The sequence below is a fragment of the Paenibacillus pedocola genome, assembly GCF_031599675.1.
GTDB lineage: Bacteria > Bacillota > Bacilli > Paenibacillales > Paenibacillaceae > Paenibacillus_AQ > Paenibacillus_AQ pedocola.
On sequence record NZ_CP134223.1, the window covers coordinates 5,977,173 to 6,002,285 of the forward strand.

The 25,113-nt window shown below is 47.2% G+C and carries 21 protein-coding genes and 1 pseudogene; all 22 read right to left on the reverse strand.

What is annotated here, in order from left to right; translation table 11 throughout:
- Nucleotides 1–7 precede the first annotated feature (7 nt).
- Nucleotides 8–1,084: a tetratricopeptide repeat-containing glycosyltransferase family 2 protein gene (locus QU597_RS26575; RefSeq protein WP_310830508.1), complete on the reverse strand. Its 1,077-nt coding sequence runs from the start codon at nt 1,082–1,084 to the stop codon at nt 8–10.
- Nucleotides 1,085–1,175: 91 nt separating this feature from the next.
- Entirely contained in the window at nt 1,176–1,988 is an 813-nt protein-coding gene (locus QU597_RS26580) for a flagellin N-terminal helical domain-containing protein (protein ID WP_310830509.1), read from the reverse strand.
- 70 nt (nt 1,989–2,058) lie between these two features.
- Complete coding sequence (locus tag QU597_RS26585) at nt 2,059–2,868, reverse strand: flagellin N-terminal helical domain-containing protein (protein WP_310830510.1); 810 nt, start codon at nt 2,866–2,868, stop codon at nt 2,059–2,061.
- A 70-nt stretch (nt 2,869–2,938) separates the two neighbouring features.
- A complete protein-coding gene (locus tag QU597_RS26590) occupies nt 2,939–3,748 on the reverse strand; it encodes a flagellin N-terminal helical domain-containing protein (RefSeq protein ID WP_310830511.1) in 810 nt (269 codons plus the stop codon).
- 220 nt (nt 3,749–3,968) lie between these two features.
- Nucleotides 3,969–4,211, reverse strand: coding sequence for a carbon storage regulator CsrA (gene csrA / locus QU597_RS26595; RefSeq protein WP_310833418.1), 243 nt, complete (start codon nt 4,209–4,211; stop codon nt 3,969–3,971).
- Nucleotide 4,212: 1 nt separating this feature from the next.
- Nucleotides 4,213–4,659 carry a flagellar assembly protein FliW gene (fliW, locus tag QU597_RS26600; protein ID WP_310830512.1) on the reverse strand — a complete coding sequence of 149 codons (447 nt, stop codon included), beginning with the start codon at nt 4,657–4,659 and terminating at the stop codon, nt 4,213–4,215.
- A gap of 120 nt (nt 4,660–4,779) precedes the next feature.
- Nucleotides 4,780–5,346: a DUF6470 family protein gene (locus tag QU597_RS26605; RefSeq protein ID WP_310830514.1), complete on the reverse strand. Its 567-nt coding sequence runs from the start codon at nt 5,344–5,346 to the stop codon at nt 4,780–4,782.
- Nucleotides 5,347–5,360: 14 nt separating this feature from the next.
- Nucleotides 5,361–6,278 (reverse strand): flagellar hook-associated protein FlgL, encoded by a 918-nt coding sequence (flgL, locus tag QU597_RS26610; protein ID WP_310830515.1) that lies wholly within the window; start codon nt 6,276–6,278, stop codon nt 5,361–5,363.
- A 14-nt stretch (nt 6,279–6,292) separates the two neighbouring features.
- Entirely contained in the window at nt 6,293–7,888 is a 1,596-nt protein-coding gene (gene flgK / locus QU597_RS26615; RefSeq protein WP_310830516.1) for a flagellar hook-associated protein FlgK, read from the reverse strand.
- A 55-nt stretch (nt 7,889–7,943) separates the two neighbouring features.
- Complete coding sequence (locus QU597_RS26620) at nt 7,944–8,444, reverse strand: flagellar protein FlgN (RefSeq protein ID WP_310830517.1); 501 nt, start codon at nt 8,442–8,444, stop codon at nt 7,944–7,946.
- A gap of 12 nt (nt 8,445–8,456) precedes the next feature.
- Complete coding sequence (gene flgM / locus QU597_RS26625; protein WP_310830518.1) at nt 8,457–8,744, reverse strand: flagellar biosynthesis anti-sigma factor FlgM; 288 nt, start codon at nt 8,742–8,744, stop codon at nt 8,457–8,459.
- 104 nt (nt 8,745–8,848) lie between these two features.
- A complete protein-coding gene (locus tag QU597_RS26630) occupies nt 8,849–9,259 on the reverse strand; it encodes a TIGR03826 family flagellar region protein (RefSeq protein WP_310830519.1) in 411 nt (136 codons plus the stop codon).
- 170 nt (nt 9,260–9,429) lie between these two features.
- A complete protein-coding gene (locus QU597_RS26635; RefSeq protein ID WP_310830520.1) occupies nt 9,430–10,305 on the reverse strand; it encodes a ComF family protein in 876 nt (291 codons plus the stop codon).
- A pseudogene (locus QU597_RS28835) lies at nt 10,293–11,632 on the reverse strand (helicase-related protein); the annotation flags it as partial. The gene QU597_RS26635 and the pseudogene QU597_RS28835, both read right to left, overlap by 13 nt.
- A gap of 1,064 nt (nt 11,633–12,696) precedes the next feature.
- The gene (locus QU597_RS26645) at nt 12,697–13,107 is read right to left on the reverse strand and encodes a glycosyltransferase family 2 protein (protein WP_310830521.1); all 411 of its coding nucleotides are present in this window, start codon (nt 13,105–13,107) and stop codon (nt 12,697–12,699) included.
- Nucleotides 13,108–13,439: 332 nt separating this feature from the next.
- Nucleotides 13,440–14,162 carry a response regulator transcription factor gene (locus QU597_RS26650; protein WP_236334919.1) on the reverse strand — a complete coding sequence of 241 codons (723 nt, stop codon included), beginning with the start codon at nt 14,160–14,162 and terminating at the stop codon, nt 13,440–13,442.
- Nucleotides 14,163–14,166: 4 nt separating this feature from the next.
- Nucleotides 14,167–15,324, reverse strand: coding sequence for a sensor histidine kinase (locus tag QU597_RS26655; RefSeq protein ID WP_310830522.1), 1,158 nt, complete (start codon nt 15,322–15,324; stop codon nt 14,167–14,169).
- 58 nt (nt 15,325–15,382) lie between these two features.
- Nucleotides 15,383–18,100: a stalk domain-containing protein gene (locus QU597_RS26660; protein ID WP_310833419.1), complete on the reverse strand. Its 2,718-nt coding sequence runs from the start codon at nt 18,098–18,100 to the stop codon at nt 15,383–15,385.
- A gap of 346 nt (nt 18,101–18,446) precedes the next feature.
- Entirely contained in the window at nt 18,447–22,469 is a 4,023-nt protein-coding gene (locus tag QU597_RS26665; RefSeq protein ID WP_310830523.1) for an Ig-like domain-containing protein, read from the reverse strand.
- Nucleotides 22,470–22,677: 208 nt separating this feature from the next.
- Nucleotides 22,678–23,880, reverse strand: coding sequence for a methionine adenosyltransferase (gene metK, locus QU597_RS26670; RefSeq protein WP_310830524.1), 1,203 nt, complete (start codon nt 23,878–23,880; stop codon nt 22,678–22,680).
- Between the two features lie 222 nt (nt 23,881–24,102).
- Complete coding sequence (locus QU597_RS26675; protein WP_206102272.1) at nt 24,103–24,375, reverse strand: alpha/beta-type small acid-soluble spore protein; 273 nt, start codon at nt 24,373–24,375, stop codon at nt 24,103–24,105.
- 165 nt (nt 24,376–24,540) lie between these two features.
- Entirely contained in the window at nt 24,541–25,074 is a 534-nt protein-coding gene (locus tag QU597_RS26680) for a hypothetical protein (RefSeq protein ID WP_310830525.1), read from the reverse strand.
- Nucleotides 25,075–25,113 lie beyond the last annotated feature (39 nt).

Below are 25,113 nucleotides of genomic sequence, written 5' to 3' on the forward strand. Positions count from 1 at the left end.
AAAATTATTAAGTTAGGCCCTTAGTTTTATTGATGATACCCAGGCGCTGTTGAGCCAACATGTAATTATATTCAACTGAAATCCCATAATATGTTCTTGCTTTGCCCAGATCACCGGTAGTTTCATAGTATACAGCAAGATTATAGGCCGCCAAGAAGCTTCCTGTTCCTCTAACGCTTTCGTATTTATCGGTATCTCCTATGGAAAGACATTTCAAATATGATTCTTCGATTAGCGGGAAATATTTAAAATACTTATGTGTATTACTAAAAACCAGCTCCATATAAAACAACCCGCTGACAAAATGGAAATCTGAAAAGTCACTTAAGTAATGTGATTCTTCTTCAATTAGATTAAGCCCTTGTTCAAAGTCCTTCAGTCCTAATATTGTATACAAATACTCAATCACCAATTGAGGTTTATATCCGTCATTATTCGAGATTGCCTTGTAACATCTTGTTAGGAACATCTCAGCTTTAACATATTCTTTTATAATCCGATACTCTTTGCCTAGTTGGTAAAGTATATAAGGGTCATTGGGATTTTGCTCCAACTCAACTTCGAGCATTCTTATATTACGCTTGTACTTCTCAGACTTAAAATATCCGTCATGATACACTTCAATTGGCGCATTTTTTCTTGGAAGATCGGAAACAATCTGCTCATGTATTTTCCCTGTATAGAATGAGCCTTTAGGAAATAACCGGGTCACATTAGCCTGTGATTCTCTTAGCTCTCCATCAAAATCAAAACTGTTAGTAATTCTGATTCGGCCTATTGCATCATTATTACATATGAAATCGTCAATTTCTTCACGTGACGCTTTTGTAATACGATCATCTGCATCCAGGACCAATATCCAGTCTCCATTACACTGCTCCAATGCATAGTTTCTTGCCGCTGAGAAATCATCTCCCCAACTGAAATCAAATATTCGCGCTCCAAAGCTGCTTGCAATCTGCTTAGTATTATCTGTAGAACCCGTATCAACGACTACGATCTCATCAACAATAGATCGCACGCTTTGCAGGCATCTCCCAATTTTTTCCGATTCATTTTTTACAATCATAGCTAAAGATAACATGGATTACACCTCACTTAGTTTCTATCATGCATGCTTTGTTCAAAAAAAAAAGACCTTAGTTGAACTAAGGTCTCTATTCAAACAATACAGATTAACGAAGCAATTGAAGAACGCCTTGCGGTTGTTGATTTGCTTGAGCAAGCATTGCTTGAGCTGCTTGAGCAAGAATGTTATTCTTCGTCTGAGCCATCATTTCTTTAGCCATATCCACATCACGAACGCGGGATTCTGCTGCAGTAAGGTTCTCGGAAGAAGTATTCAAATTGTTGATAGTGTGCTCCAGACGATTCTGAACAGCACCCAGTTTCGAACGTTCTGTAGATACTTTACCAATAGCCCCATCAAGAGCTGTCAGAGCTGTTTGTGCAGCAGTCTTTGTCTTCAAATCACCTACAGTAGTCATCAGGGCAGTAGCATCCATATCGGAAAAAGTATACGAAATCTTTTGTCCTGTATTAGCACCAACTTGGAAGTCTACCGCTGTGGTAGAACCGTCCCAAAGCTTCTGCGTATTAAACTCAGTGTCATTAGAAATACGAGTAATTTCTGTTGACAATGCTTGATACTCTTCATCAATAGCTAAGCGATCAGCTGTTACGTTCGTATCATTGGACGATTGAACGGAAAGCTCTCTCATCCGTTGCAGGATGGAATGAGTCTCATTCAATGCACCTTCAGCTGTTTGAATCATGGAGATGCCATCTTGAGCATTACGGGACGCTTGATCCAAACCACGAATTTGTCCGCGCATTTTCTCAGAGATTGCCAGACCTGCAGCATCATCTCCTGCACGGTTAATCCGGAGACCGGAAGACAATTTCTCGATGTTCTTACTTGTGTTGCTTGTGTTGATTGCCAATTGACGGTGAGTATTCAACGCCGTAACATTGTGGTTAATAATCATGTTAATTTCCTCCTTGAATGTAACCTCCACATCCTTGTGGAAGGTTTATAGATTAGAGTTGAACTTTAGATTAACGGAGCAGTTGAAGAACGCCTTGCGGCTGTTGATTCGCTTGAGCAAGCATTGCTTGGGCTGCTTGAGCAAGAATGTTGTTCTTCGTTTGAGCCATCATTTCTTTAGCCATATCCACGTCACGAACACGGGATTCAGCTGCAGTCAGGTTCTCGGAAGAAGTATTCAAGTTGTTGATTGTGTGCTCCAAACGGTTTTGGACAGCACCCAGTTTCGAACGTTCAGTAGAAACTTTACCGATCGCTACGTCTACAGCTGCCAGAGCTGTGGAAGCGTTGGCTTTTGTCGTCAAATCCCCAGTAGCTGTCAAAGTAGCTGCATCCATATTGGAGAAGGTATAAGAAATCTTTTGCCCTGTGTTAGCTCCTACCTGGAATTCCACAGTAGTTGTAGTACCATCCCAAAGTTTTTGTGTATTGAATTCAGTATCATCAGAAATACGTGTAATCTCAGTTGACAATGCTTGATACTCTTGATCAATAGCAGCGCGGTCAGCCGTAACGTTCGTATCATTGGAAGATTGAACAGCAAGTTCTCTCATCCGTTGCAGGATGGAGTGAGTCTCATTCAGTGCACCTTCAGCGGTTTGAATCATGGAGATACCATCTTGAGCATTGCGGGATGCTTGATCCAGACCACGGATTTGTCCGCGCATTTTCTCGGAAATAGCCAAGCCTGCAGCATCGTCACCTGCACGGTTAATCCGGAGACCGGAAGATAGCTTCTCGATGTTCTTGCTTGTGTTGCTTGTGTTGATTGCCAGTTGACGGTGAGTATTCAGCGCCGTAACATTGTGGTTAATAATCATGTTAATTTCCTCCTTGAATGTAACCTCCACATCCTTGTGGAAGGTTTATAGATTAGAGTTGAACTTTAGATTAACGAAGCAGTTGAAGAACGCCTTGCGGCTGTTGATTCGCTTGAGCAAGCATTGCTTGAGCTGCTTGAGCAAGAATGTTGTTCTTCGTCTGAGCCATCATTTCCTTAGCCATATCCACATCACGAACGCGGGATTCTGCTGCAGTCAGGTTCTCAGAAGATGTATTCAGGTTGTTGATCGTATGCTCCAGACGATTCTGAACCGCACCCAACTTCGAACGTTCTGTGGATACTTTACCGATAGCCACATCAACAGCTGCCAGAGCTGTGGATGCGTTGGCTTTTGTCTTCAAATCACCTACAGCAGTCAAAGTAGTTGCATCCATAGAGGCGAACGTATAAGTGATCTTTTGATTTGTATTAGCACCTACTTGGAAATCCACCGCTGTGGTAGAACCGTCCCACAGCTTCTGCGTATTAAATTCCGTGTCTTTAGAAATACGTGTAATCTCAGTTGACAATGCTTGATACTCTTGGTCAATAGCGTCGCGGTCAGCCGTTACGTTCGTATCATTGGAAGATTGAACAGATAGTTCTCTCATCCGTTGCAGGATGGAGTGGGTCTCATTCAATGCACCTTCAGCCGTTTGAATCATGGAAATACCGTCTTGAGCATTACGGGAAGCTTGGTCTAGACCACGGATTTGTCCGCGCATTTTTTCGGAAATAGCCAAGCCTGCAGCATCATCCCCTGCACGGTTAATTCGAAGACCGGAAGACAGCTTCTCGATGTTCTTACTTGTGTTGCTAGTGTTAATTGCCAATTGACGGTGAGTATTCAGCGCCGTAACGTTGTGATTGATAATCATTATAATTTCCTCCCTGAAATATACTGGTTCCACATCCATGTGGTAACGATGATCCGTTAAGGTCGGCCGCCCTGCCGGATCATCGTCTAAATTATATATCGTCTTAAAACCCTTATCAGTTTAGAGTAATCTTGTGGATTTCAATATTATTCTTGATTTTTTCTTTTACAAACAAAAACCGAAGGTAACCCATGGTCACCTCCGGTTTCAAGCACTCTAATTAATTGGTATGTTTCCCTTCCCGCATTCGATCAATAAGAGTGTGGATCTCTAAGGAAGCAGGTGCAGCAGATTCCTGATTAGCTTCCTTAATTGAAAGGTATATTTCTTTGCGATAGATATCAATATGCTTGGGAGCTGAAATACCAACCTTGACTGTGTCACCTTCTACACTCAAAATTGTAATTTCAATCTGATCTGTTATAACGATACTCTCGCCTTTTTTCCGGGAAAGAACGAGCATATCAATCACCAGCCTTTCCATCAACATTTGGTTCCACTGTTAATAAGCTGTGCTTAGTATGATATGGTGAGTTGTGTAGCACTATTTGCTTACCCACACCCAATTCTGGATTAAAAACAAGAGGAGCAAGTAAATTAATAGTTGTCTCTTCAACCTTATCCTTCAAAGTTATTACGCAACGTACGATTAGTTGACTTTGAATTTCCAGCTCTTCAGCTTCATCGTCAGGCAGATCAAACTCATATGACGGATAGAACAAAAAAGGGTCACTAAGTAGAAATGATAAACTCTTCTCCTTTGTGGACTGTAGATACCAGAAAGAATGATCCTCGATTGAGATTAAGGCAAACTCAGACTCTTCCTCAAATCCAGGAATCCCCTTTGGAAAATGAAACACCTGCTCCGAATTAACTTCAACTTCTCCCCAAGATAGCGTATCAATAATCATTTAATCTCACTCCTTAAAAGTATTGCTTCATATAGACTGGTTAACTTCTTTATTATTCACATTTCAATAAATAGCATAAAAGCTATAGAGGCTCTTTCAAGCACATCTATAGCTCAAGAACTACAATTGAACATTCACTTCCGGTGGAATAAACTGTATGGATGCGTACTGCTGCATATATATATTTAACTTGCCACGAGTATACTCAATTTGTGGACGATGTGCTTCAAATTGGATATCCACCTCTGCAGGGCGATATTCAATTTGGGGATCCCTTGTCTGAAAAAGAATATCTACGTTGTCATACGATGCGGGTCCTCGAGTCTCCGGAAACGAATTTGGCTCTGTGTCTGTGCCGTATACTTCAGCAATCGTATTGCCAGGTTTAAAAAACTGGGCCATCCGATTTCCCTGCTCCACCTTCATGGCTATGCCCTGAAGATACAGCTGCTGAATGCCTGAATAAATACGCTTGTTCATGTCGGCCATACTTCCTCCGGTGAAGGCCGCCCATGCTTTAGATTGATCTATCGTAAGTTCTGGACGAAATGAATGAACCTCAAGCTCTCCCGGAGTGGTTGTTACATTCAACTCTCCTTTGGATTGGGTAATAGATAAGATCCCTGGATCTGCATCCATACCAATCAAAGCAGTTGTCTGGCGTATTTGTAGTAATGGCTGCAGCACATTAAACACCTCTGTTATCTAATAAAGTCAACGAGAGTTGTAGATATAATCTTAGCACCCACTGAAAGGGAGGCATTATAGATATTTTCTTGAATCTTGGACTGCATAATAAGCCCTTCATAATCTGCATCCTCAGTTTTAGCTTGTAGATCGGTCAGATTCGTATTCAAATCACTTAACCGTTCCTGCATCAATTGTACACGATTGGTTTTCGCTCCAATTTCAGACCGAGCGGACAGAAGGGTATCTATTCTTGAGTCAATATTGTCAAGTTGATTAGATATCGCTGTAGTATTACCCGATTTCAAAGCACCTGATAGATTATTGATAATGGCAAACAGATTATCCGTATCTCCGGTATGACCAAACACATCATTACCCGTCATATTAATAGGCATCTGTACACCTTCGCCAACAATATATTGAATCTGACCCGGGTCTGTAATGACAGCTTTTGTTGTATCATAAGTGCCATCAGCACCCTTGGCAAAATCATAAGGCTTGGTAGTATATTGTTCACCATTAAAAATATATTTTCCGTTGAGCTTGCTGTTAGAAATATCCACCAGCTGTTCCTTAAGCTGCATTACTTCCTCATTAATACTATCCAGAGCGGACTGCGGATTGCTTCCGGTTGAGGCTTGTACAGTAAGTTCACGTAAACGCTGAACAACATCTCCGGCCTGTCCCAACACGGTATCATTATAATCCAGCCACGACAAAGCGCTGTCTACATTCTTGGTGTACTGCTCATTGGATGACAGCTCGGCACGGTAACGAAGGGAATACGTAATCCCTACCGGATCATCGGAGGGTTTGTTAATTTTGCGGCCGCTTGAGAGCTGAAGCTGCGTGTCGTTCATAGTACGCGCATTACGGTTCAGGTTAAGCAGCAGCTGTGAATTCATCATATTGGAGGTGACCCTCAACATTATAAGTTCCCCCTTTATCTGCCGACGGTGCCGGTAGAATTAATTAGTTTATCGAGCATTTCGTCATAGGTTGTCATAAACCGCGCAGCCGCACTATAAGCATGCTGGAACACCAGCATATTTGACATTTCCTCATCCAGCGAAACCCCGCTTACCGATTGGCGTCTGGAATTCACTTGTTCCACCAAATAATCCGCATTACTCGCCTGGCGTGCGGCTTCCTGCGACTGAATTCCCAACTGACCGACCATAGAACTTAAGTATGAACCGACCGTACCTGTCTTGGTGCCATCCGGTGAAGTGAAGGTATTATTATCTTTCATATTGCTGAATAAAAGCGCCAGAGAGTTATTTCCTTTTATGACAGTTACTTTTCCCGCAGTGTCTGTGGTTGCCCGAAGGGAAGTTGCAAACAAAGTAGGATCAGCGGCGATTTCCGGGTTCAACCGGAGATTGGCTGCAGTGATCGTCTCTCCGGCCACAGAAGGTGTAAAGAAATCTCTGCCTGAACTGCCGTCCAGCGCATAGCCCAGTTGATGTAGTCCATTCAGACCTTTGACTGTAGTCTTCAAATCGCCCGTAAGCGGTATTGGGACTGTCGCACCTGCCAGCAGTGTGGTTTTGGTACCATCGGAATTAATGATTTCTGAATCCTTCAGAACAGTCATCCCTGCCGGAAGAGTTGAGCCTGCCGGAATCGTAACCTGTACCTCGCCAGTAGCGATCGTATTGGCCATATCATCCAGCTGTTTTTTATAATCTGCAACATACGTTTTGCTAGAAAAAATCATCCCATACGCCTCACCGGCTTTCAAGTCGCCTGAGGCATATGCACTATTGAGAAAAGCACTGTCCACTGTTGCGGTTACCGCTGGCCCTTGAACGAGCTGCTGGCTGCCTAGAGATATATTATAACCAGCATCTGTATCCAAAATGGTGATGTTGGCAATTTTGGACAGCTTGTCCGTCATCAAATCTCGTTGATCCCGCAAATCGTTGGCTTGGTCACCCATGCCCTCAATTTTGGCGATAGACTGGTTCAAATCAGCGATCGAACTTAGATAGCTCTGAATCTCTTTTCCCTTAACATCGATATTAGTATTGAGATCCCGGTCTAAATTACTTAACTGGGTACTCATATAATTCATAGCATCCGTAAGGGACTGTGCGGTCTGTACTACAATCTTGCGGGCTGTAGGATCTTCCGGATTTTTGCTCAGGTCCGACCATGATTTCCAAAAGTTATCAAGTACAGTTCGGATACCTGTATCCGAAGGTTCATTCACAATGGCCTCCAGCTTGTCCAATGTATCTGATTGGATCGTCCAGTTGCCGCTGGCGGAGTTCTCACCACGGTACTGATCATCTAGGAACATCTCGCGGATACGCTCGATGGAAGTGAACTCGACCCCGGTCCCCAGCTGGCCAGGAACAGTGGAATTCGTAAGACCATACGCCTCAATAGGTGATGCGGCTTTCATATTCACCCGTTGGCGGGTGTATCCTTCTGTATTCGCGTTAGCGATGTTGTGTCCAGTCGTATTGAGTGCAGCGGTCTGAGTGAAAAGACTCCGTCTTGCCGTCTCAATTGAATGAAATGTGGATGTCATACTGCTAATTCCTCCCTATGATTGCTCCGGCAAAACGGAATGTAAAAAGATCAACCTATCCGCGCGCGTCAAAAAGTCCTGGCCGATTGCTGTTATAGCCCTTATCGGACGGATGATGATAGGTGAATTCCTGGTTTGGTCTTCCGACAAGCAAATCCAGGGAATAATCTATAAAGGTAAGCGACTGCTCAATCAGCTTCTGATTCAGCTCGTTGGCTTTTTTCAAGTGATGTAGCGTATTAGAAAGCTTCTGCTGAACTTGCTGCAGACGCAATTTGTCTTCAGGGTCAAATACAAGCCGGGACAGCTCGGTCAGGTTCAGGTTCAGATTGGAACGGATGCCTACACCCTGTAAAAAGGTATAAGCCGCCTCTGCACGCTGCTCCTCAAGCTGTCCGATCAGCTTCATCAGCTTGGACTCACGGTTCATGATGTCAATTAGACCATCCACCTTATTGTCCATAATCGTCTGTTTCTTGACTGCGGCCAGATCCAGCATTTGAATATGCGTTTCGTCCAGCCGCTCAAGAAGTTCAAGTAATCTCGTCAATGCCATGGATGGGTTCACCTAATTCTCGGAGGATTGCTTAAAGTAGGGGGCGAGTGTGTCTGCGAGTTTGGCTGCGTCAACTTGGTAGGTACCTGCGGATACTTGCTGTTTCAGGCTTTCGATCTTATCAGCACGTGCAGCATCAATTTTTCCGCTGTTCTGTGCCTGCAGAAGCTTAATGGCTTCATCGGAAATCGAAACCTCATCCTTGCGTGTGCTCTTCTTGGTTTGATCCTGGCGCTGCGATTCCGCATTGCGTTGATACGGGTTAATTGGATTGATTCGTCCGGTCTCGTTAATTTTCATAACTTCCACCTTCCTTATAAAATAAAATAGCCGATAATCTTTACTAAGTTTATCGGCCTTTAATGAATCATTCTTTATAGCTGAAAACGTTTTTTCCAAAAGATTTAGTTGTCGCGAAGTTTATCAACGGCACGATAAGCTCCACCAGATGTTTTTTGGGGCGGTTCAGGTGTCACGTTTTCCTTAGCTGCGTTGGACAGGTCTCTCCTCAAACGGTTGCGGCAGCTTTCACACATATGACCATCGCGGATTAACGTCCCACACACTTCACAAGGCAACATCATATTGGGAGCATTCGCTATGGAAATCCGTCCTTCACGGATAAAACGGGTAATTTCTTTAATGGATATTTCCGTGGCATCGGATAACTCCTGAATATTTGTTCCTCTGTTTTTCCGCAGATATTCTACACAGGTTTCGTATTGATGCTCAAGCTCTTTGATGCAAGGCTGGCATATTTCCATAATGTTTTTGACATACAGTCGGCCGCATCTTGGACAATTGTCTACATTCATTTCAACAGCGGCTCCTTTCCTTACATTTTGTGCAGCATAGAATTAACTTATGCTTAGATTACATGATTGAACAAGCATAGTCTATGATTAGTATCGGCTAGAGATGGATTTTAGTTAGATTATTCGGACAAAATTGTCAGGAAGCACATTCAATTCACTCCTGGACCGCCCTATGAACGGGCCCAGGTTAGGCTATATATTTCAGCAGCTTTTCCATAGCCGTCACACAGCGTTTGTATAGTATCTGCGCAGGCGCGTATGGTGCTCCCTGTGGTATAAATATCATCTACTATAACAATCTGCAGCGGACGCGTTCGTTTCCCCAAGGTTTCCAGCCAGATCTCAAACTGTAATAGGACAGCCCCATCCGGATTTCCTGCAAAAGCATGCTTCATATCTGCGATCCGTTCCGCCCGGTGCTTGAAGCTTTGTTTGCCGGTATGGTGGGTACGGACCAGAAGCGGGAGCTGCGGGATCCCCCTGCGCCCGGACAGCACATCCGCCACCCGCTCCGCCTGATTGAATCCCCGCTCAACAAGCCGGGATTCCGAGACAGGCACCGGGACAAGCAGATCTGCCTGCCATCGCGGGTTACTAGCAGAATGTTTATTAAGGAAGAAGGAAGCCTTAGATAACCTATGCGCGCTTTGATTTTCTGCAATCCCCCGCTGTCCCCGTTCTCTTTCTGCTTTGAGCCGGATGTAGGCTCTGTCCAGCATTGAGCCTAACAGCGGAGCGAGCTGTTCATTCCCCCGATATTTATATTGACCCAGGATTTCGCGCATCACACTTGTGTAGGATACCGCACTCCGGTTGCAGACTATCGGTACGGCTTCACCGCTGCGGCTGCAGTCCGGACAGCCGACATGGCGTCCGCATTTTTGGCAGCGGGGGTGCCGTATCCAAGGAATAGCCTCCTCACAGCCTGCACAAATACCGTGCAGGCCTGCAGCCGGGCGGCTGGTTTTGCCGCAAATCAAGCAATGAAGCGAAGAAGGCGCCAGCAAGGAGCGGACTTTGGTAAGCCATGCAGTTAATGAGTCCATGAAGGTTTCCTCCTGTTCAGATACCCCTGCTTGCCGGCAATCGAGTTCATGGTACGGATCTGCGCGATGGCCTTTCGCTGTGACTGGGTCCACTCCGGTGATAAGAAATTTACGCTGCCGGCAGGATCATCTTTGGAGCGCCCGGCACGGCCAGCCATTTGAACCAGCGAGGCTTCATCAAACAGTTTACTGTCTGCGTCCAAGATAAAAACATCGCTGCGGGGGACGGTAACTCCCCGTTCCAGTATGGTTGTTGTGACCAGGATGGTGATTGCCCGGTTACGGAAGGCAGTAACCTTGTCAGCTCTGTCCGGATCTTGGGATGAGGTCCCCCCCATGCATACTCCGGGGATTTTCCGGCGAAGAAGGGTCAGAAGCTCTTCAATATGAGCGATCCGGGACACAAAAATAAAGATTTGCGCTTCACGTGCAAGCGACCTGTGCAGGGCTTGCAGGAACGCAGCGGGCAGGGCCCCTCGCTTCATGCATAACTGAACGGGATTCATCGGTATACGGCGGGGCACAGGCAACGGATGTCCATGATACCGTACGGGCACTCTGGCATGAGGCAGCTTGCCAGAATGCGCCTGCCGCTGCAGCTTCTGCGGCGGTGTTGCCGACAAGAAGATAAACACTCCATCCGGCTTGCAGGCTTGTTCAGCAGCAAAAGCCAGCATTGGATTGTTATGGTAAGGATAAGCATCCAGCTCATCGATAATGACCAGATCAAAGCCATGATGAAACCTTAGCAGCTGATGCGTGGTTGCAATCGTCAATTGACCCGGCACCCAGCGGTCCTGGCTGCCGCCGTACAACACGGCCAGCGTCTCCGCCGGGAAGGCCTGGGCGAGCCGCGGGGCCAGCTCCAGCACGACGTCGCGGCGCGGCGTCGCCACCAGTGCCCGGCCTCCGGCAGCGAGCACTGCCTCCAGGAGCGGGAATGTGATCTCCGTTTTCCCCGCTCCCGTGACTGCCCAGAGCAGGAACCGCTCTGGGCCTGTACCAGCGGCGCGTTGGCGCCGCGCCGTCAAGAACCGCAGTGCAGCGCCGGCGGCCCCCGCCTGAGCTGCACTAAGCCCCCACCGGCGTGCCGCTACGGTGGGGCTGATTCCGGCCGTGCCCCGCACGGCCGGGGACGCCGCGCTGCGCAGCAGCAGCGCGCAGGCCCGGCTGCGCCCGAGCGCGAGGCAGGCCTCGCAGTAGGCGCAGCGCATGGCGTGCGGCCCGTGGCCACGCTGCCGCAGCGCAGGCAGCGTTCTACCGCGCGGCGGCGGGAAGCGCCGCGTCTCCAGAGCAGCAGCGGCAAGCGGAGCGCCGCGGCCAAGCCCAAGCTGCGGACATAGGCCCCGCTATCTTCTGCCCTCTTGTTAAGCGAGTTGCTTCGATCGCCTCTCTTTCCTTCGGCATTCCCGCTACTAGAGTTGCTGCGACCCGCTCTATTTCTCTCAACCTTTCTGCTACTATTATTCCTACAATCGGCTCTCTCGCCTTCTGCCTTCTCGTGACGATGGTTCTTCCACTCTTCCCACTCCCCCTCCATCCCGGCACTAACGGCAGCCTGCAGCTTCAATCGCCCCTGCAGATAGGCAAGCTGGGCAACAGACTGCCAGTCCTGCTCCATTCCAGGAAGCCGCTCTGCCAGCAATGCTTCCACCTCCGGCTGAAGCAGCGAGCGGCCGGAGAGCGTCTCCACCAAGCGGTCAACAGCAATGCCGAGAGATTCTCGGTGATCCTTCAATACATTCCCATACCTGCTACTGACACACGGTTGTGATTTGCCAATATCCTGTCCTGTGTCTCCATTGGCCCAGCAGTTATGCTGCTCAGGATCCTTCAACCGCTCCGTGATTACCTCAACATGATTCATCCATGTTCTTTGCTGTTTCCCCCCTGACTCTTCCTCTCTCCGCATCTCTGCCTTAAGAGAATCGTTCAGATATGCAGCCCACTCCTCAGATGACCACCGGCACATCATTCTATTGAAACGGAAGCGCTCCTGCAGCTTCACCGCCCAGCCGAGAGGGAGTGAATAGGAGAGAATGACCAGCTTATCAGCTGCTCTGCCACTCCACTTACATTCTCCCGCCACACTCCACCACCAGAGGTCGACAGCCAGATTCAGCGAAATCCATATGTTAAAGCGTCCGTCAATTTCAACCGTATACACACTGACCCTCATTACAACACCTCCTGGCTATATACATATCCGTAAACTTATCATTTCTCAATTTTGGAATCGCAGATACTATAGTAAATGTTTGACTTTCGGCTGCTGCCTGTCTGCTGAGACTAATCCACGCTCATGACCTTGCATTCCTGTCTCTCCCAACGCAAAAAAGCACACTCCCCTATTGCTGGAGAGTGTGCTTCACCCGTTCCTTGCATATTTAGTCAGCATTCGCCGCGTCTTGATTGCGATCCCCCGCTTCCCGGCATCCGCAAATCGATAACGATCTCCCGCTGGTATTCATCCTCGCCCGCTACGGAGCGAAAATGCATCAATGGTGCAATATCAATTGCAGAACCGCTGTATGCCAATTTAGTGGCTACTGCTAATGTCCCATCCTTCGACTCATCATCCAGCACAGTCACCTGGTACAGTATTCCAGTCCAAAAAGCATGAAAAGCCAGCATTCGGATATACCCTTCAATAACCGCTTCATGATTGCGTGTGATCAAAAAATAATGAATCCGCTTACCGGATCGCATGACCCTCCGGGTGTGCTCCCGGTGATGCAGGATGTGAATGAGGACCACCGCAGATGCGTAAACAGCCACAATCCATATTAACTGGGCTACCATGGAGATGCACCTCCTCTTTATACCGACACTATATGCCGGTATTACAAGGTCGGTGACTGCCCATGGTTTCTTGAAGCCGATTTAGCCCTACTGCTCTGCTCCCGGTCTGACATCATGTCTTCCGGGCGCACACAGAGTCAGATTCTCAATAGCCGGGTACATATTTAAATCAGCATTTTGCAAAATTCGAATATATAAAACGTCTTAAGTTCATTTTATATAACTGCGACTGAAACAATACGTTGGCTAGAGCCAGAATGCAGCCCTTACGTTATGTAATGTTGTTCCGGATCATTTGGATTCTCCAAAACGCTCAGTTAAAATTAAGCCGGTTACAGAGTAACCCAGCCATATTTGATCGAATTGATTACAGCCTGTGTACGGTCATCAACTTCCATTTTTTGCAGGATGCTGCTGACATGGTTCTTGACGGTTTTCTCGCTGATAAAGAGGTATTCCCCAATATTCTTATTGCTCTTGCCTTCGGCCATCAGCCGAAGAACCTCAGCCTCACGGCGGGTCAGCGGATTGTTGTCACCAGCGACAAATTTAACGCCCGCTTCCTTCACCGGGGTTTCAGCCATTGCCCCTGTCTCATTAAGATAGGTCATGCGGCGCAGCTGGTTAATCAGCTTGCCTGTAACCTTCGGATGAATGAAGGCATGACCCTCGCAGACAGAGCGTATGGCATTAATGAGCGACTCCGCCTCCATATCCTTAAGCAAATAGCCGTTGGCACCCTTGCGCAGCGTTTCGAACACATAGCTCTCATCATCATGAATCGATAAAATAATGACTTTAACATCCGGGAACATCTCCCGCAGCTTTTGTGTAGCCTCTACACCGTTCTCGATAGGCATATTGATATCCATCAGTACGATATCCGGCTTATTGACGTTACAAAATTCCAGTACCTGGATGCCGTCTCCACATTCCCCGATGACTTCAATGTCATCCTCCATATTTAAAATTCGTTTAAGCCCTTCACGAAACAATTGATGATCATCGGCCAAAAGAACTTTTATAGGCGATTTACCAGAGATTTGGTTCTCCATCACATTACTCCTTCCCCTTTTCCACATTCGTCGGAATGTGAATTACGATTGTTGTGCCTTGATTCTCTGCAGACTCTATTTCCATTCTTCCTTCGAGTAACTCTACGCGCTCCCGCATACCTACCAGCCCAAAACTTTCACGGCTGCCCTGCTCACTTACCTTCTTCACATTAAACCCTAGCCCATTATCCTTCACCACAATCTTGATCAGCTGCGCCTGATAAGTGATTTCTACCAGCACATAACTCGGATATGCGTGCTTGGCGGCATTCGATAAGCCTTCCTGAACAAGGCGATAGACTGCGGCTTCCATGGCTGAAGATAAACGATGCTCCTTACCTCTCGTTTCAAAGGCGGTACGGATCTTTGTCTTCTCCTCATAATCATGTACATATTTCCGCAGCGTTGGAATCAGGCCAAGATCATCGAGCGCCATCGGACGCAAGTTGAAAATCACTTTACGCATTTCCTCCAGGCTGTAACGAACCTGCCCTTTTAAATCTATTATTTCGTCCTGCACTAGCCCAAATTCCTGCTTCACCAGCATTCTTTCTACAATTTCCGTCCTAAGGACTAAATTCGCCAGCATTTGAGCAGGACCGTCATGAATTTCCCGGGCAATTCTTTTCCGTTCCTCTTCTTGTGCCAAAATTATTTTAAGTCCGATCATTTGTCTATTCTTCGCAGTTTCGACAATTCTCGTCACTTGTCCCATTTCTCCGGACAGATATTCAATAACAACACTCATTTGCGAACCGATCGATTCTGCGCGCTCTACAGAATTTTCGACACTGCGAACCCGCAGCTGCAGTTCGTCCCGCCTGCTTCGAAGATAGATTTCACGCTCTCTTGTCATCATGAGTTCAAGCTGAAGCTCAGTAGCCTTCTCATAAGCAATCCGGATGTCTTTCTCCGAATAGCGGACAAAATCACGGCTGACTTCCGTCAGCCGGATCCTGGAGCGGTGGTATTGCAGCTCCAGCTTGTCCACCTTTTGCAATGTTTCATCCGTTTCTTCCATGACCCTCTGCAGTTCTTTGGTGAGTGCAACAAGCTCATCCCGTGCAACCTGCAATATTTCAAAAATCTGATACTTGCTGCTCTCCATCACGTCGATGGTATTCTTAATGACGCGATCTATCGCATCGGCTTGAAATTCCACGGATGCTTGCCCCATTTCTATCGGATCGTATTAAAGGCTTTCCTTTAATATTACCATATCACGATTCGATAGTTACGGTCTTCGTTTTCTGTTCCCATTTTACAGTCAATCCGAGCTGTTCCGAGACGAGCCGAAGAGGTACTAAAGTCCTGCCATCTAGGATTAAAGGAGCTACTTCGGCGCTTTGCCGCTTCCCGTTCAGTATATATTCCTTCTTGTTCACTGTCAGATCAAGCGCCTTGGCACCGCGCAGCACCATGATTTTCTTAGTGCTCTGATCCCAGGCTGCACTTCCGCCAAAAGCATCCAGCACATATTTTATCGGCACATACGTGGTACCATCCTTGACGATCGGGGCTACATCAATTGACTTTTTCGTCCCGTTTACTGCCATCGCTTTGGAGCCGATGGTCATTGAAGCCGAACCTTGTGGAAGACCGGCCTCACTGGACAGCGAAGGCATCACGAAGGAAAGATTATCGAAAGCAACGGTACCTGTTTTAGCCCGTTCATCCTGACCTTCCTCTACATTTACTACATACACTCTTTTCAGCAGCGCAGGGAATTTAATGGCTGCCCCTGACAAATCAATGTTCAGGCTCTTCCAGCCGTTCCAGTCAATGACCTTAGCGAGATCAATATAGGCCGTTGCTCCAGCGCTGTCCACCACTTCCGCCCGCAGCCAGTTAAGGCTCATATCCCCCATAACATCAAGTGACATCGAAGTGGCGTCTGCCGGAATGCTCTTGCCGGAGGTTCCGTTAAGCTGGGCATAGGCATACATTTTTCCGCTGCCTGCAGTCATGTCATAGCTGAGTGACAACACTTTGGAACCTGCCCGCTCCGCCGTTCCAGCCACGATTGCAGCCGTTCCAGTGACACTGCTCACGTTCGAAGTAAAGGCGATCGGATAGGTTACATTATCAAAGTTCTCCCATGGTGTAGCCGCTGCAGTCGATAAAACCACCGCAGTACTGAAGCCGTCATACCGGGCAATCGCATACCCTGTAGTGACACCCTCGTTCACCGAGTCAACCGTCAGCTTGCCATCCTGTACTCTGCCCTTGAACCCTACAAATTCCCATTTCAGCGCTGAATTCGGCACAGCCAGTGTCGAGCCGCTTTTGGCAACTGCTGTGACTGGTACAGAAACCGATGCACCAGCCGCCAGAGGAGCTGTAGCTGTTCCTGCGGTCAGGCTGGCAAGATCGTCACCGCCTAGAACGCTAACCTTCGCAGAAGCACTTGCCGCACCGCTGGTCGCGGTCAGTGTAACTGTTCCTGCTTTGACACCAGTAACTTCGCCTGCGCTCACTGTAGCACTGCCGCCGCTGGATACCCATGCCGGATTGGCCGACGCCACATCTATCGGATTATAATACGTATCATAGCCTTTTAACGTATAGGTTGCTTTTTGCCCGATCAGGAGAGCTGGGCTGCCGCTGATTTTCAACCCTTTCACCTCACCCTGCGGCGCAGATGTGTACACTCCGAGGCCGTTGACAATGCTGCGCTGCTCCGTGCCGTATTCTGTATTAAAGGTTAGCGTAGTGGACGTTTCAGCGAGCGGACGGTCTACCATGGTCGTAGACCCGCCTCCGTCCAGATTCATTCCCTTCCAGACACCGATGTTTGTCATGAATGATTGCAGTTCTGTCAGTGACATGCCAGCACTATTGGCATTATCCTCCACTGCAATGACATATACATAACGTCCATCCTGGGAATAACCAAGTGCTGTACGGGCCCGGAAGCCGCCGATACTGCTCGTTGACCTCGAGAAGGTGGCTGCCTTACCGTTGTTGACCAGGATGGTATGTCCGCCGATCATCATTTGCAGGCTTGCCGGATCAATAGTTTGCTGTGTCGTTTTAGATTTCAAGGAATACACACTGCTCAGCTTTTGACCTACTGCCAGATGAGCTTTGACGAACTGTGCTGCAAGCCCGTGCGTCCGCAGAATATAAGCCCCTTTCGGAACTGCCATCGGCAATGCTGCATCTAATGAGATTTGAGTAATCGTATCATTCTCTACCAATACCTCTGTTGGTGTGGTGGAGCTATTCTTCGGCCGGGCAAGAGCGGTCCAGGCATCTGTATAGAGATAGGCAGCATTGGCATGGCTATATGTAGAACTGCCGCCTTCCGGGCTGTAGGCCCCTTTATTAATACCTGACAGCGGAAACTGGGCGCCGTCCTCAGCTGTGACCAGTCCTTCAAAAGCATATTCGTCGATCACCGGCTGGCGGTCTTTGGTCACTGCAAAAGCGTACATTCCTTCAAGCTGAGATGGTGTAGAAACTACAACCCCGCTTGAAATCTGTCCCCCTATCGGTGCACCTTCGCCGCCGGTGTTGAAATAATCACCGTTAACTGCAGCGACTGCTCCGGTTTCAGCTGCCATACCGCCAGTGCTTTGACGGGTAGTCAGGTTACCGCCCTTTCCGGTCATTACATCAAGGGACACATAAGGATTACTCAAGTCTACACGGATGACATCAGCCAGCCCGGTAGCATTTATGCCCGAACGTTGTGTTGTAAACTTATATTTCATCATCATTGCACCAGAAGTGATCACTTCTTCACCCAGCTTGGTCACTGTAAAAGAACTCGCTGCTGCCTGGGCTACTGGTATAGTAGAGGATCCCCATCCAGGCAGTCCTTCGCTTCCAATTACCGGCATGATCCAGAGTACACCGGCCAATGATGCAGCAATCCAGCGTTTGGCAGGTAACCTTCTCCCCCCCTGTGCATACTCTTCGTTTCTCTTCTCCATGGAAACTTCATTCATTTCAGTGTAACTCTCCCATCTCTTTTTTTAATATAAGTTCTCTGATATCCGCATCTATTTTTCCAGTCAAAGAACAGGCTTCCATTTTTCCTTAACACTTTAATAGACTGAAATGAAGCCAAAAAGTTGCGAAGTTTGCTAGATTCCGCCCGATTTAATAGCCTGGTAAGTCTATGCAGACATAAGAAGAAACGGCTTTGCCATCCTATTAGGGGAGGTATCCGTTTCTGCTGGAAAGAGAAAGATAATTTATTGGGCCAAACAAATAAGTGCTAATCGTAGCACAAAAAAGCCCCGCAAAGCGGGGCTTTAGCTTGATAACTTGTTTATTCTACAGGAAACCTGCCATACCGAGCATACGCTGCAGCATCACCGCTGCTTGGGCCCTGGTTGCATTACCCTGCGGTTGGAATTCAGTGGGGGTCATTCCCAGTATAATTCCTTCCTGCACAGCTTTGGCGACAAACTCAGCACTTGCATTCTGGATTTTACCTCTGTCTTTAAAGGCACTTAGCGCAGATGAAGCGGTGCCGTCCAGTGTGATTGGATTCTTCGTGTATTCCATCGCACGGATAATCATAATTGCCAGCTGTTCCCGGGTAATATTGTCATTCGGCCGGAAGGTACCGTCTGTATTCCCTGTAATAATTCCAGCTTTAGCCGCTGCACCAATATAATCACCTGTCTGTGTGGAAGGCTGAACATCTCTGAACTGCTGTGCGGTCACCCTGTCCCCCAGCAGCCCCAGTCCCCTGCTGAGCATTACTGCAAACTCAGCCCGGGTTATCTTCAGTTCCGGCTTAAACGCCGTACCGTAACTGCTGTCGATAATATTTTTGGCAGCAAGTAAATCTACAGTTGTCTTTGCCCAGTGCTTGCTCATATCGGTAAAGCTGCGGGTTGAGAGGAACGTGCCGACTACCTGATTGCCTGTTGTACTGGCCTTGATTACCGTATAACTTCCGGCCGAGCCAATCTTGGTAGGCAGATAAGCAGCATCATAATAGGCAAGATCCAGTCTGGCCGCTGATACCTGGTCATTGTTCAATGTTGAGGTCGTGCGCACGGCATACTCTCCAGGTACAGTAAGGACGGTACCATTGGAATAATTGCCGCTGACCACGGCGCTCAGCCTGATATCGGTCAAGCTGGTTACAGGTTGCAATCCTTGTGTTCTAAGCTTCTGCTCGAAAGGCGTGTATGTGCCGGATGGAACCTTCTCCAGCCGGAGTACAAGCGATATCGTGTTGCTGTCTGCGATCAGGTTTGCGGCAAGGCTGTTCATATTGATATCATCCAGCGCCAGAGTAAACATGCTGTCACCGTAGCGAATCCCGAAGGTCGACTTACTGTTGCGGTTTACGGCATCCAGCAGCGGCTTGAGCGGTACCGATACATAGGCTGCTTGCTCTGTCGACGGGACTTCAAACACTAACGATGGCGTGCCCAGCTTATAAAGATAATCATAGCTGGCAGCCAAGCGATCCGTGGTCAGTGTATATCGTTTGAGCGACTGGCTGTAAACGGAACGATCCTCTGCCACAGAAGCGGAGTCGCTCTTGAGCAGCGGATATTCCTTCCCAAATTCACCTGCAGTGAGCGTACCCAGATAGGAAGGACGGCTAGCCGTTGTGGTGGTTCCACCAGTCAGGTTCTGAACGGATAGTGCTGTAAATGACGCAAGCGCATTGCCGCTTACATCAAAAATGCCTCCAGCTCCTGTCATATAGGACAGGTCAACTGCTTGTCCGGTTTTCACTACTGAAGACAGAACTAATTTCAGCGTTGCTCCGGTTACAGTAAAAGATTGTACGCCTACCATACTTCCGTCTACTCTGACTGCGAATTGCCCGGCATATAGCGATGTACTGGCCTGCATACTTTTGCTGAAAGTAACGGTAAGCTCATCACCAGTGATAGTTGCTGAACTGATATTCGGCACTGTCGTTACAGTTACACTGCTTCCCGAGATAGAGACCGGTTGGAGATTAATGTATGCAGCCCTATTGCCATTGAAATCGCTGATTCCGGCAGTCCCCGGAACATAAGAGATTGTGGTGTAACTCGTTGTTGAAAGTGCACTCTCTACAGTAAGTGTTACTTGATTTCCGCTTATGGCTACGTTGGTTACATAGTTAGGCGTACTTCCCACCAGGACCGAGAACTGACTGATCATCGGCAGATTGCCCGAGGATAATCCCTCATTATAAGTAAGTATAATCTGCTTGCCTGAACCGACTGCACTCTGATATACCGGAGCGGTCGTATCGCTGGTGTTGCGGATATAGAAATCGCTGAAGTTTGTGATGTTCTGACCGTATTGATCCTGAAGCGGATAAGACCCGGCGATGTAGGTTATCCGGACAGCCTGGCCGCTTGATGCTACATTATTTACGCCTAAAGTAACTGTCGAACCACTGGAGCTAACAGAATTAACGCCTAATGAAACGCCGTCTGCGTACACATAGAACTGGCCATAACCAGCTGTAGAAGCAGTTCTCAGCACATCATTAAAATTCAAAACTACAGTCTTTCCAGACAAAGTTCCGTCTTTGGGTGTAGGCAATGCTGATTGAACCGAATTCGTTACCTGCCGTGATGAAAAAGTGTTTGCCGTATTTCCGCTCAAGTCTTGAATGGTTCTCAAGCCGCCTGAATAGGAGATCTTAACAATTTGCCCTACAGCTACACCAGTGCTAAGCGTCACATATACGCTGTCTCCCTGAATGTAAATACTTTCGATCGCTCTTTTCTCATCATTGACCGTTACTGAAAAACTGCTCATCAGCAATGATACCGATGAATTAAGCGGCTCGTCGTATTTCAAACGGATAGTACGATTGTTCTCGAGCACTGCTGAAGAGAGTATGGGGGACATCTTATCTAACGCTATGGTCCGGAAGCTCCAGGAGCTCTTTCCGTTAACTCCGTCGTATTGATTATTATTACTGTCAACAAATGTCCCTTTAGCGATATCAATATAATAGGTTGTGTCGTTTTCTAGTGATGTCGAAGGTACAATAACGTATTCCTTAGAATTAGTACCTGAAACTACAGATACAGATGTTGTTAGTTTTGTCCCGCTACTTTTATACAGAGCTACTCCACTCTCAGCGGTTAAAGTTGCCGCTTGGTTGAAAGCAATCTTAATAGGATCACCAGTACCTACAGTCTCACTGCGGTCAGCCGGACTAAGCGCTGTTACGCCAAATCCTGTAAGCGACGTGGTTGTGAAGCTCCAGGTATAAGATCCAGAGGCGGGGAAAATATTACCGTCCTGGTCATAAAAAGCACCTTGCGGAATGGTCACCGTATACTTCGTATTGCTTAACAGCGGACTCGCGGCAGAAGCAGCAGCCACTGTAATAAAACGGGTCCCCCCTCCCGTAACCGCAGAGGAGTTTACGTTGAAATACCTGGTACCGTCCGAAGTACCCGGAGATAAATTGATTACTCCCGCAGCCGGCATCATCGGTTGATCAAAGGTCAGCTGGAGATTACCTGTTGTCGAAACTCCGCCCGCTCCGTTAGCTGGAGATACATTTACAGATGAGACAGCCGATCCTTTAACTGAAAAACTCCAGACATTCCCGGTAGAAATCCCTGCAAAGGATTTATTGTCATCATCTTTAAGTGCATAAGGATCAACCAACACGTAATAACTGCTGCCAGAGATCAGTTTATTTGCTAAAGTCAAAGTCACCGTAGTTGAGGAGGCGTCACTTTGTAAATTGACATATCCCTCTCCTTCTACGAGCTTAAACTCCTGCACTACAGTGTTGTCTGCAGAGGCGATAAGCTTAATTGAGCCCCCACCCCGCTGCAGTTTCTTATTAAGCTTAAAGCTAAGCTGAGAAAGGGTGCTATCCACCCGTGAATAATTCGCAGGAGAATAATCACTTGCAGTGATCGCTAGGTTGATGGATGGCGCGGTCGTAAATGTCCAGGAGGCTGCCGCTGAATCCAGTCCCAGTCCGTCTTTAAACATGCCTTGAGGTACATTAACGGTATAGGTCTTATTGTACTCAAGGTCCTTACCTAATTTGAGCTGATATTGCGTTGAACTGCTGATTAGTCCTGAGCTCCCTACGGGGATAGTTACATAGGGTTGACTGGCCCCTAGTGCTGTAACGGTGATGTCTCCGCTCTGCGGAGTTACCTGACGGTCGAAGCTTAGTTTGATGGAAGACGCTACGCTCACATTCATCTCTCCCTGGACAGGGGATGTGGACATGCTAAATTCATTTGCGGCATGCACTGCTGAGCTTCCGATTCCGATAGACGAATACCCTGTACCGAGCAACAGGTTTCCTGTCAGAATGAGTGCCGTCCATATTGAAATTTTCCTTTTCATGCGGTGATAGACTCCTCTCAAGCCATACTATCTCGTCTTTATACATATTCTTATATTTCGGCTAAAAGGCTTCCAAAGTTTAGAAGACTTCCAAGTGCGGATCACTCTTAAATCCTAACTTCTTCAGCTGAAATTAAAAAAGCCCGCAGACTTCAATCTTCTTATAAAAGAAGATCTGTCTGCGGGCTTGTCTATTTTGACGTATAAATTAGATTCCAGCCTGAGCTTTAAGCATTTCTGCTTTATCCACACGTTCCCAAGGAAGATCGACATCGGTACGGCCAAAATGACCGTAAGCCGCGGTCTGTCTGTAAATCGGTTTGCGCAAATCCAGCATGGAGATAATTCCGGCAGGACGAAGATCAAAATTGCTGCTGATGAGGTCGGCCAGCTTTTCTTCACTGATTTTCCCTGTTCCGTATGTATCCACATTAATCGATACAGGATTAGCGACCCCAATTGCATAAGCCAACTGTATTTCACATTTGGAAGCAAGGCCGGCAGCAACCAGATTCTTCGCTACATAACGAGCTGCATAGGCAGCAGAGCGGTCGACTTTGGTTGGATCTTTTCCGGAGAATGCTCCTCCGCCATGACGGGCATACCCGCCATATGTATCAACAATAATCTTGCGTCCGGTTAATCCGGCATCGCCCTGAGGACCGCCAATGACAAAACGGCCTGTCGGATTAATGAAATACTTAGTGTTATCGTCGAGCAATTCAGCGGGAACAACCGGCAGAATAACATGTTCTTTAATATCCGCCTGGATCTGCTCAAGTGAAATTTCCTCTGCATGCTGAGTCGATACTACAATCGTATCTACACGTACAGGTTTTTCATCCTGATACTCAATCGTTACCTGAGTTTTGCCATCTGGACGCAAATATTCCAAAGTGCCGTTTTTACGGACTTCAGACAAACGACGGGCAATCCGGTGCGATAAGGCGATCGGCAAAGGCATTAATTCAGGCGTTTCATCTGTCGCAAAACCAAACATCAGACCTTGGTCACCTGCGCCAATATTTGCAGTTTCTTCAGCAACCTGTGCAGGATCACGATGCTCCAGTGCCGCATTTACACCCTGCGCGATATCAGCAGACTGCTCATTCAGTGAACTAAGCACAGCACAAGTATTATAGTCAAAACCATATTTTGCGCGGGTATAGCCAATTTCCTTAATCGTATTGCGTACAATGGCCGGAATATCCACATACTCCGATTTGGTGCTAATCTCGCCAATGACGAGCACAAGACCAGTTGCTACAGCTACCTCGCAGGCAACGCGGGCATTTGGATCATTGGCCAAAAAAGCATCCAGCACTGCATCAGAAATCTGATCACAAATTTTATCCGGATGTCCCTCTGTTACGGACTCGGAAGTAAATAAATGACGTCCTTTAATAGACACGTACAACAACCTCCCATATTGTTAGTCTGACACTGTATAAGGGGGCTCCTTAGTGATAACAGGCCAAATAAAATAAGAATAATATCAAGAAATTATAGATGCCGGCTTCAAAAAATGAACCTTTTCCATATGGAAAAGGTTTAAGGCTTTCCTCAAAAGTCATATTATCTTATTTGCCGGATGGTGTCAATTAAAGGCAGTCTCAACCGGTGTTTGCACAAGTTATGTGAAAAGAGACTGCTCAGCTTGCTTGACAAGCCTCTTCGTAATTTCTCCGCCAACAGAACCATTATCTCTGGAGCTTAAATGGCCAAGATACTGACTCCGTCCGATTCCTGCTGCCCCTCCAAGTGCTCCAAGTTCAGAAGCAAACTCCGTATCTGCGCCTCCGCCATAAGAAGCACCATATAGACCGAATTCTGCTGCAATTTCATATTGCATTTGTTTCAGCATTGCGCGACTTTCCGGTACCACTGTGCGATTAGTACGTGCCATGTTACAGCACCTCCTGAAATTATTTTTAAAGATTACAGGAAGTATTCTGCGCCTGATCCATGGCTTTGAGTCCGTTTAATGTTTGTCAACAGTGGGAAAGAGTTCCGGTGTATGAGGATCCCTCCCACAGGGTATCCTTAATATTAATGAAATATTATTTCTTCTTTATTTCAATGTGTACGAACCTCGTACCATAACTACAAGTCCTAAGGTTTGACCTTCTTGAACAGTTATCCCCCGTCCATCACGGGGAAACGATAATAAATGATTAGAAGGTGCTGCAAGCCCGTTGGCAAGATCGGTGCCGTCCGTCAAATCAGCAACGCCATTACTGTCCTGTGAATAGATTACAGCTTTACCCGCTCGGACAATAAATTCAGCACCCGCTCCGGCAATCAAAGTCTGGCCCGGTTTCACGTCAACAATTATTACTTCATTATTGCTTGGAGCCGGAGATGATGGTGCAGCAGTTGCAACAGGTGTTGCGGTTGCCGTTGGTGTCTGAGTAGCTATGGTTCCACCTTGAATTGCCTTTTGAATTTGTTGATCCACATAACTTTTCGTAACAACGGGATCATCAGCCGTACCTGGCTGCGAGCCGACACTTGCGCCTTCAGCGGTAATGTTGAGTATAGACCCAATCCATACACTGCCTGCAAGCAGCCCGGTTGCCATGGAAATTTTCCAAACGGTTTTCATCAACTTCCTCCTTCAGAATTCGAAAAATGCTAAAAAAAA

Coding starts and splice junctions, on each gene's coding strand:
- QU597_RS26620 (WP_310830517.1), bottom strand. CDS start 8,444: ATGGCATTGACGAGATTACTTGAACTTCTTGAGCGGCTGGACGAAACG.
- csrA (WP_310833418.1), bottom strand. CDS start 4,211: ATGCTCGTTCTTTCCCGGAAAAAAGGCGAGAGTATCGTTATAACAGAT.
- QU597_RS26660 (WP_310833419.1), bottom strand. CDS start 18,100: ATGGAGAAGAGAAACGAAGAGTATGCACAGGGGGGGAGAAGGTTACCT.
- flgK (WP_310830516.1), bottom strand. CDS start 7,888: ATGACATCCACATTTCATTCAATTGAGACGGCAAGACGGAGTCTTTTC.
- QU597_RS26590 (WP_310830511.1), bottom strand. CDS start 3,748: ATGATTATCAATCACAACGTTACGGCGCTGAATACTCACCGTCAATTG.
- QU597_RS26645 (WP_310830521.1), bottom strand. CDS start 13,107: ATGGTAGCCCAGTTAATATGGATTGTGGCTGTTTACGCATCTGCGGTG.
- QU597_RS26575 (WP_310830508.1), bottom strand. CDS start 1,084: ATGTTATCTTTAGCTATGATTGTAAAAAATGAATCGGAAAAAATTGGG.
- QU597_RS26665 (WP_310830523.1), bottom strand. CDS start 22,469: ATGAAAAGGAAAATTTCAATATGGACGGCACTCATTCTGACAGGAAAC.
- flgL (WP_310830515.1), bottom strand. CDS start 6,278: ATGTTGAGGGTCACCTCCAATATGATGAATTCACAGCTGCTGCTTAAC.
- QU597_RS26675 (WP_206102272.1), bottom strand. CDS start 24,375: ATGGCACGTACTAATCGCACAGTGGTACCGGAAAGTCGCGCAATGCTG.
- QU597_RS26585 (WP_310830510.1), bottom strand. CDS start 2,868: ATGATTATTAACCACAATGTTACGGCGCTGAATACTCACCGTCAACTG.
- QU597_RS26650 (WP_236334919.1), bottom strand. CDS start 14,162: ATGGAGAACCAAATCTCTGGTAAATCGCCTATAAAAGTTCTTTTGGCC.
- QU597_RS26680 (WP_310830525.1), bottom strand. CDS start 25,074: ATGAAAACCGTTTGGAAAATTTCCATGGCAACCGGGCTGCTTGCAGGC.
- QU597_RS26580 (WP_310830509.1), bottom strand. CDS start 1,988: ATGATTATTAACCACAATGTTACGGCGTTGAATACTCACCGTCAATTG.
- QU597_RS26630 (WP_310830519.1), bottom strand. CDS start 9,259: ATGAATGTAGACAATTGTCCAAGATGCGGCCGACTGTATGTCAAAAAC.
- fliW (WP_310830512.1), bottom strand. CDS start 4,659: ATGATTATTGATACGCTATCTTGGGGAGAAGTTGAAGTTAATTCGGAG.
- flgM (WP_310830518.1), bottom strand. CDS start 8,744: ATGAAAATTAACGAGACCGGACGAATCAATCCAATTAACCCGTATCAA.
- QU597_RS26635 (WP_310830520.1), bottom strand. CDS start 10,305: ATGGACTCATTAACTGCATGGCTTACCAAAGTCCGCTCCTTGCTGGCG.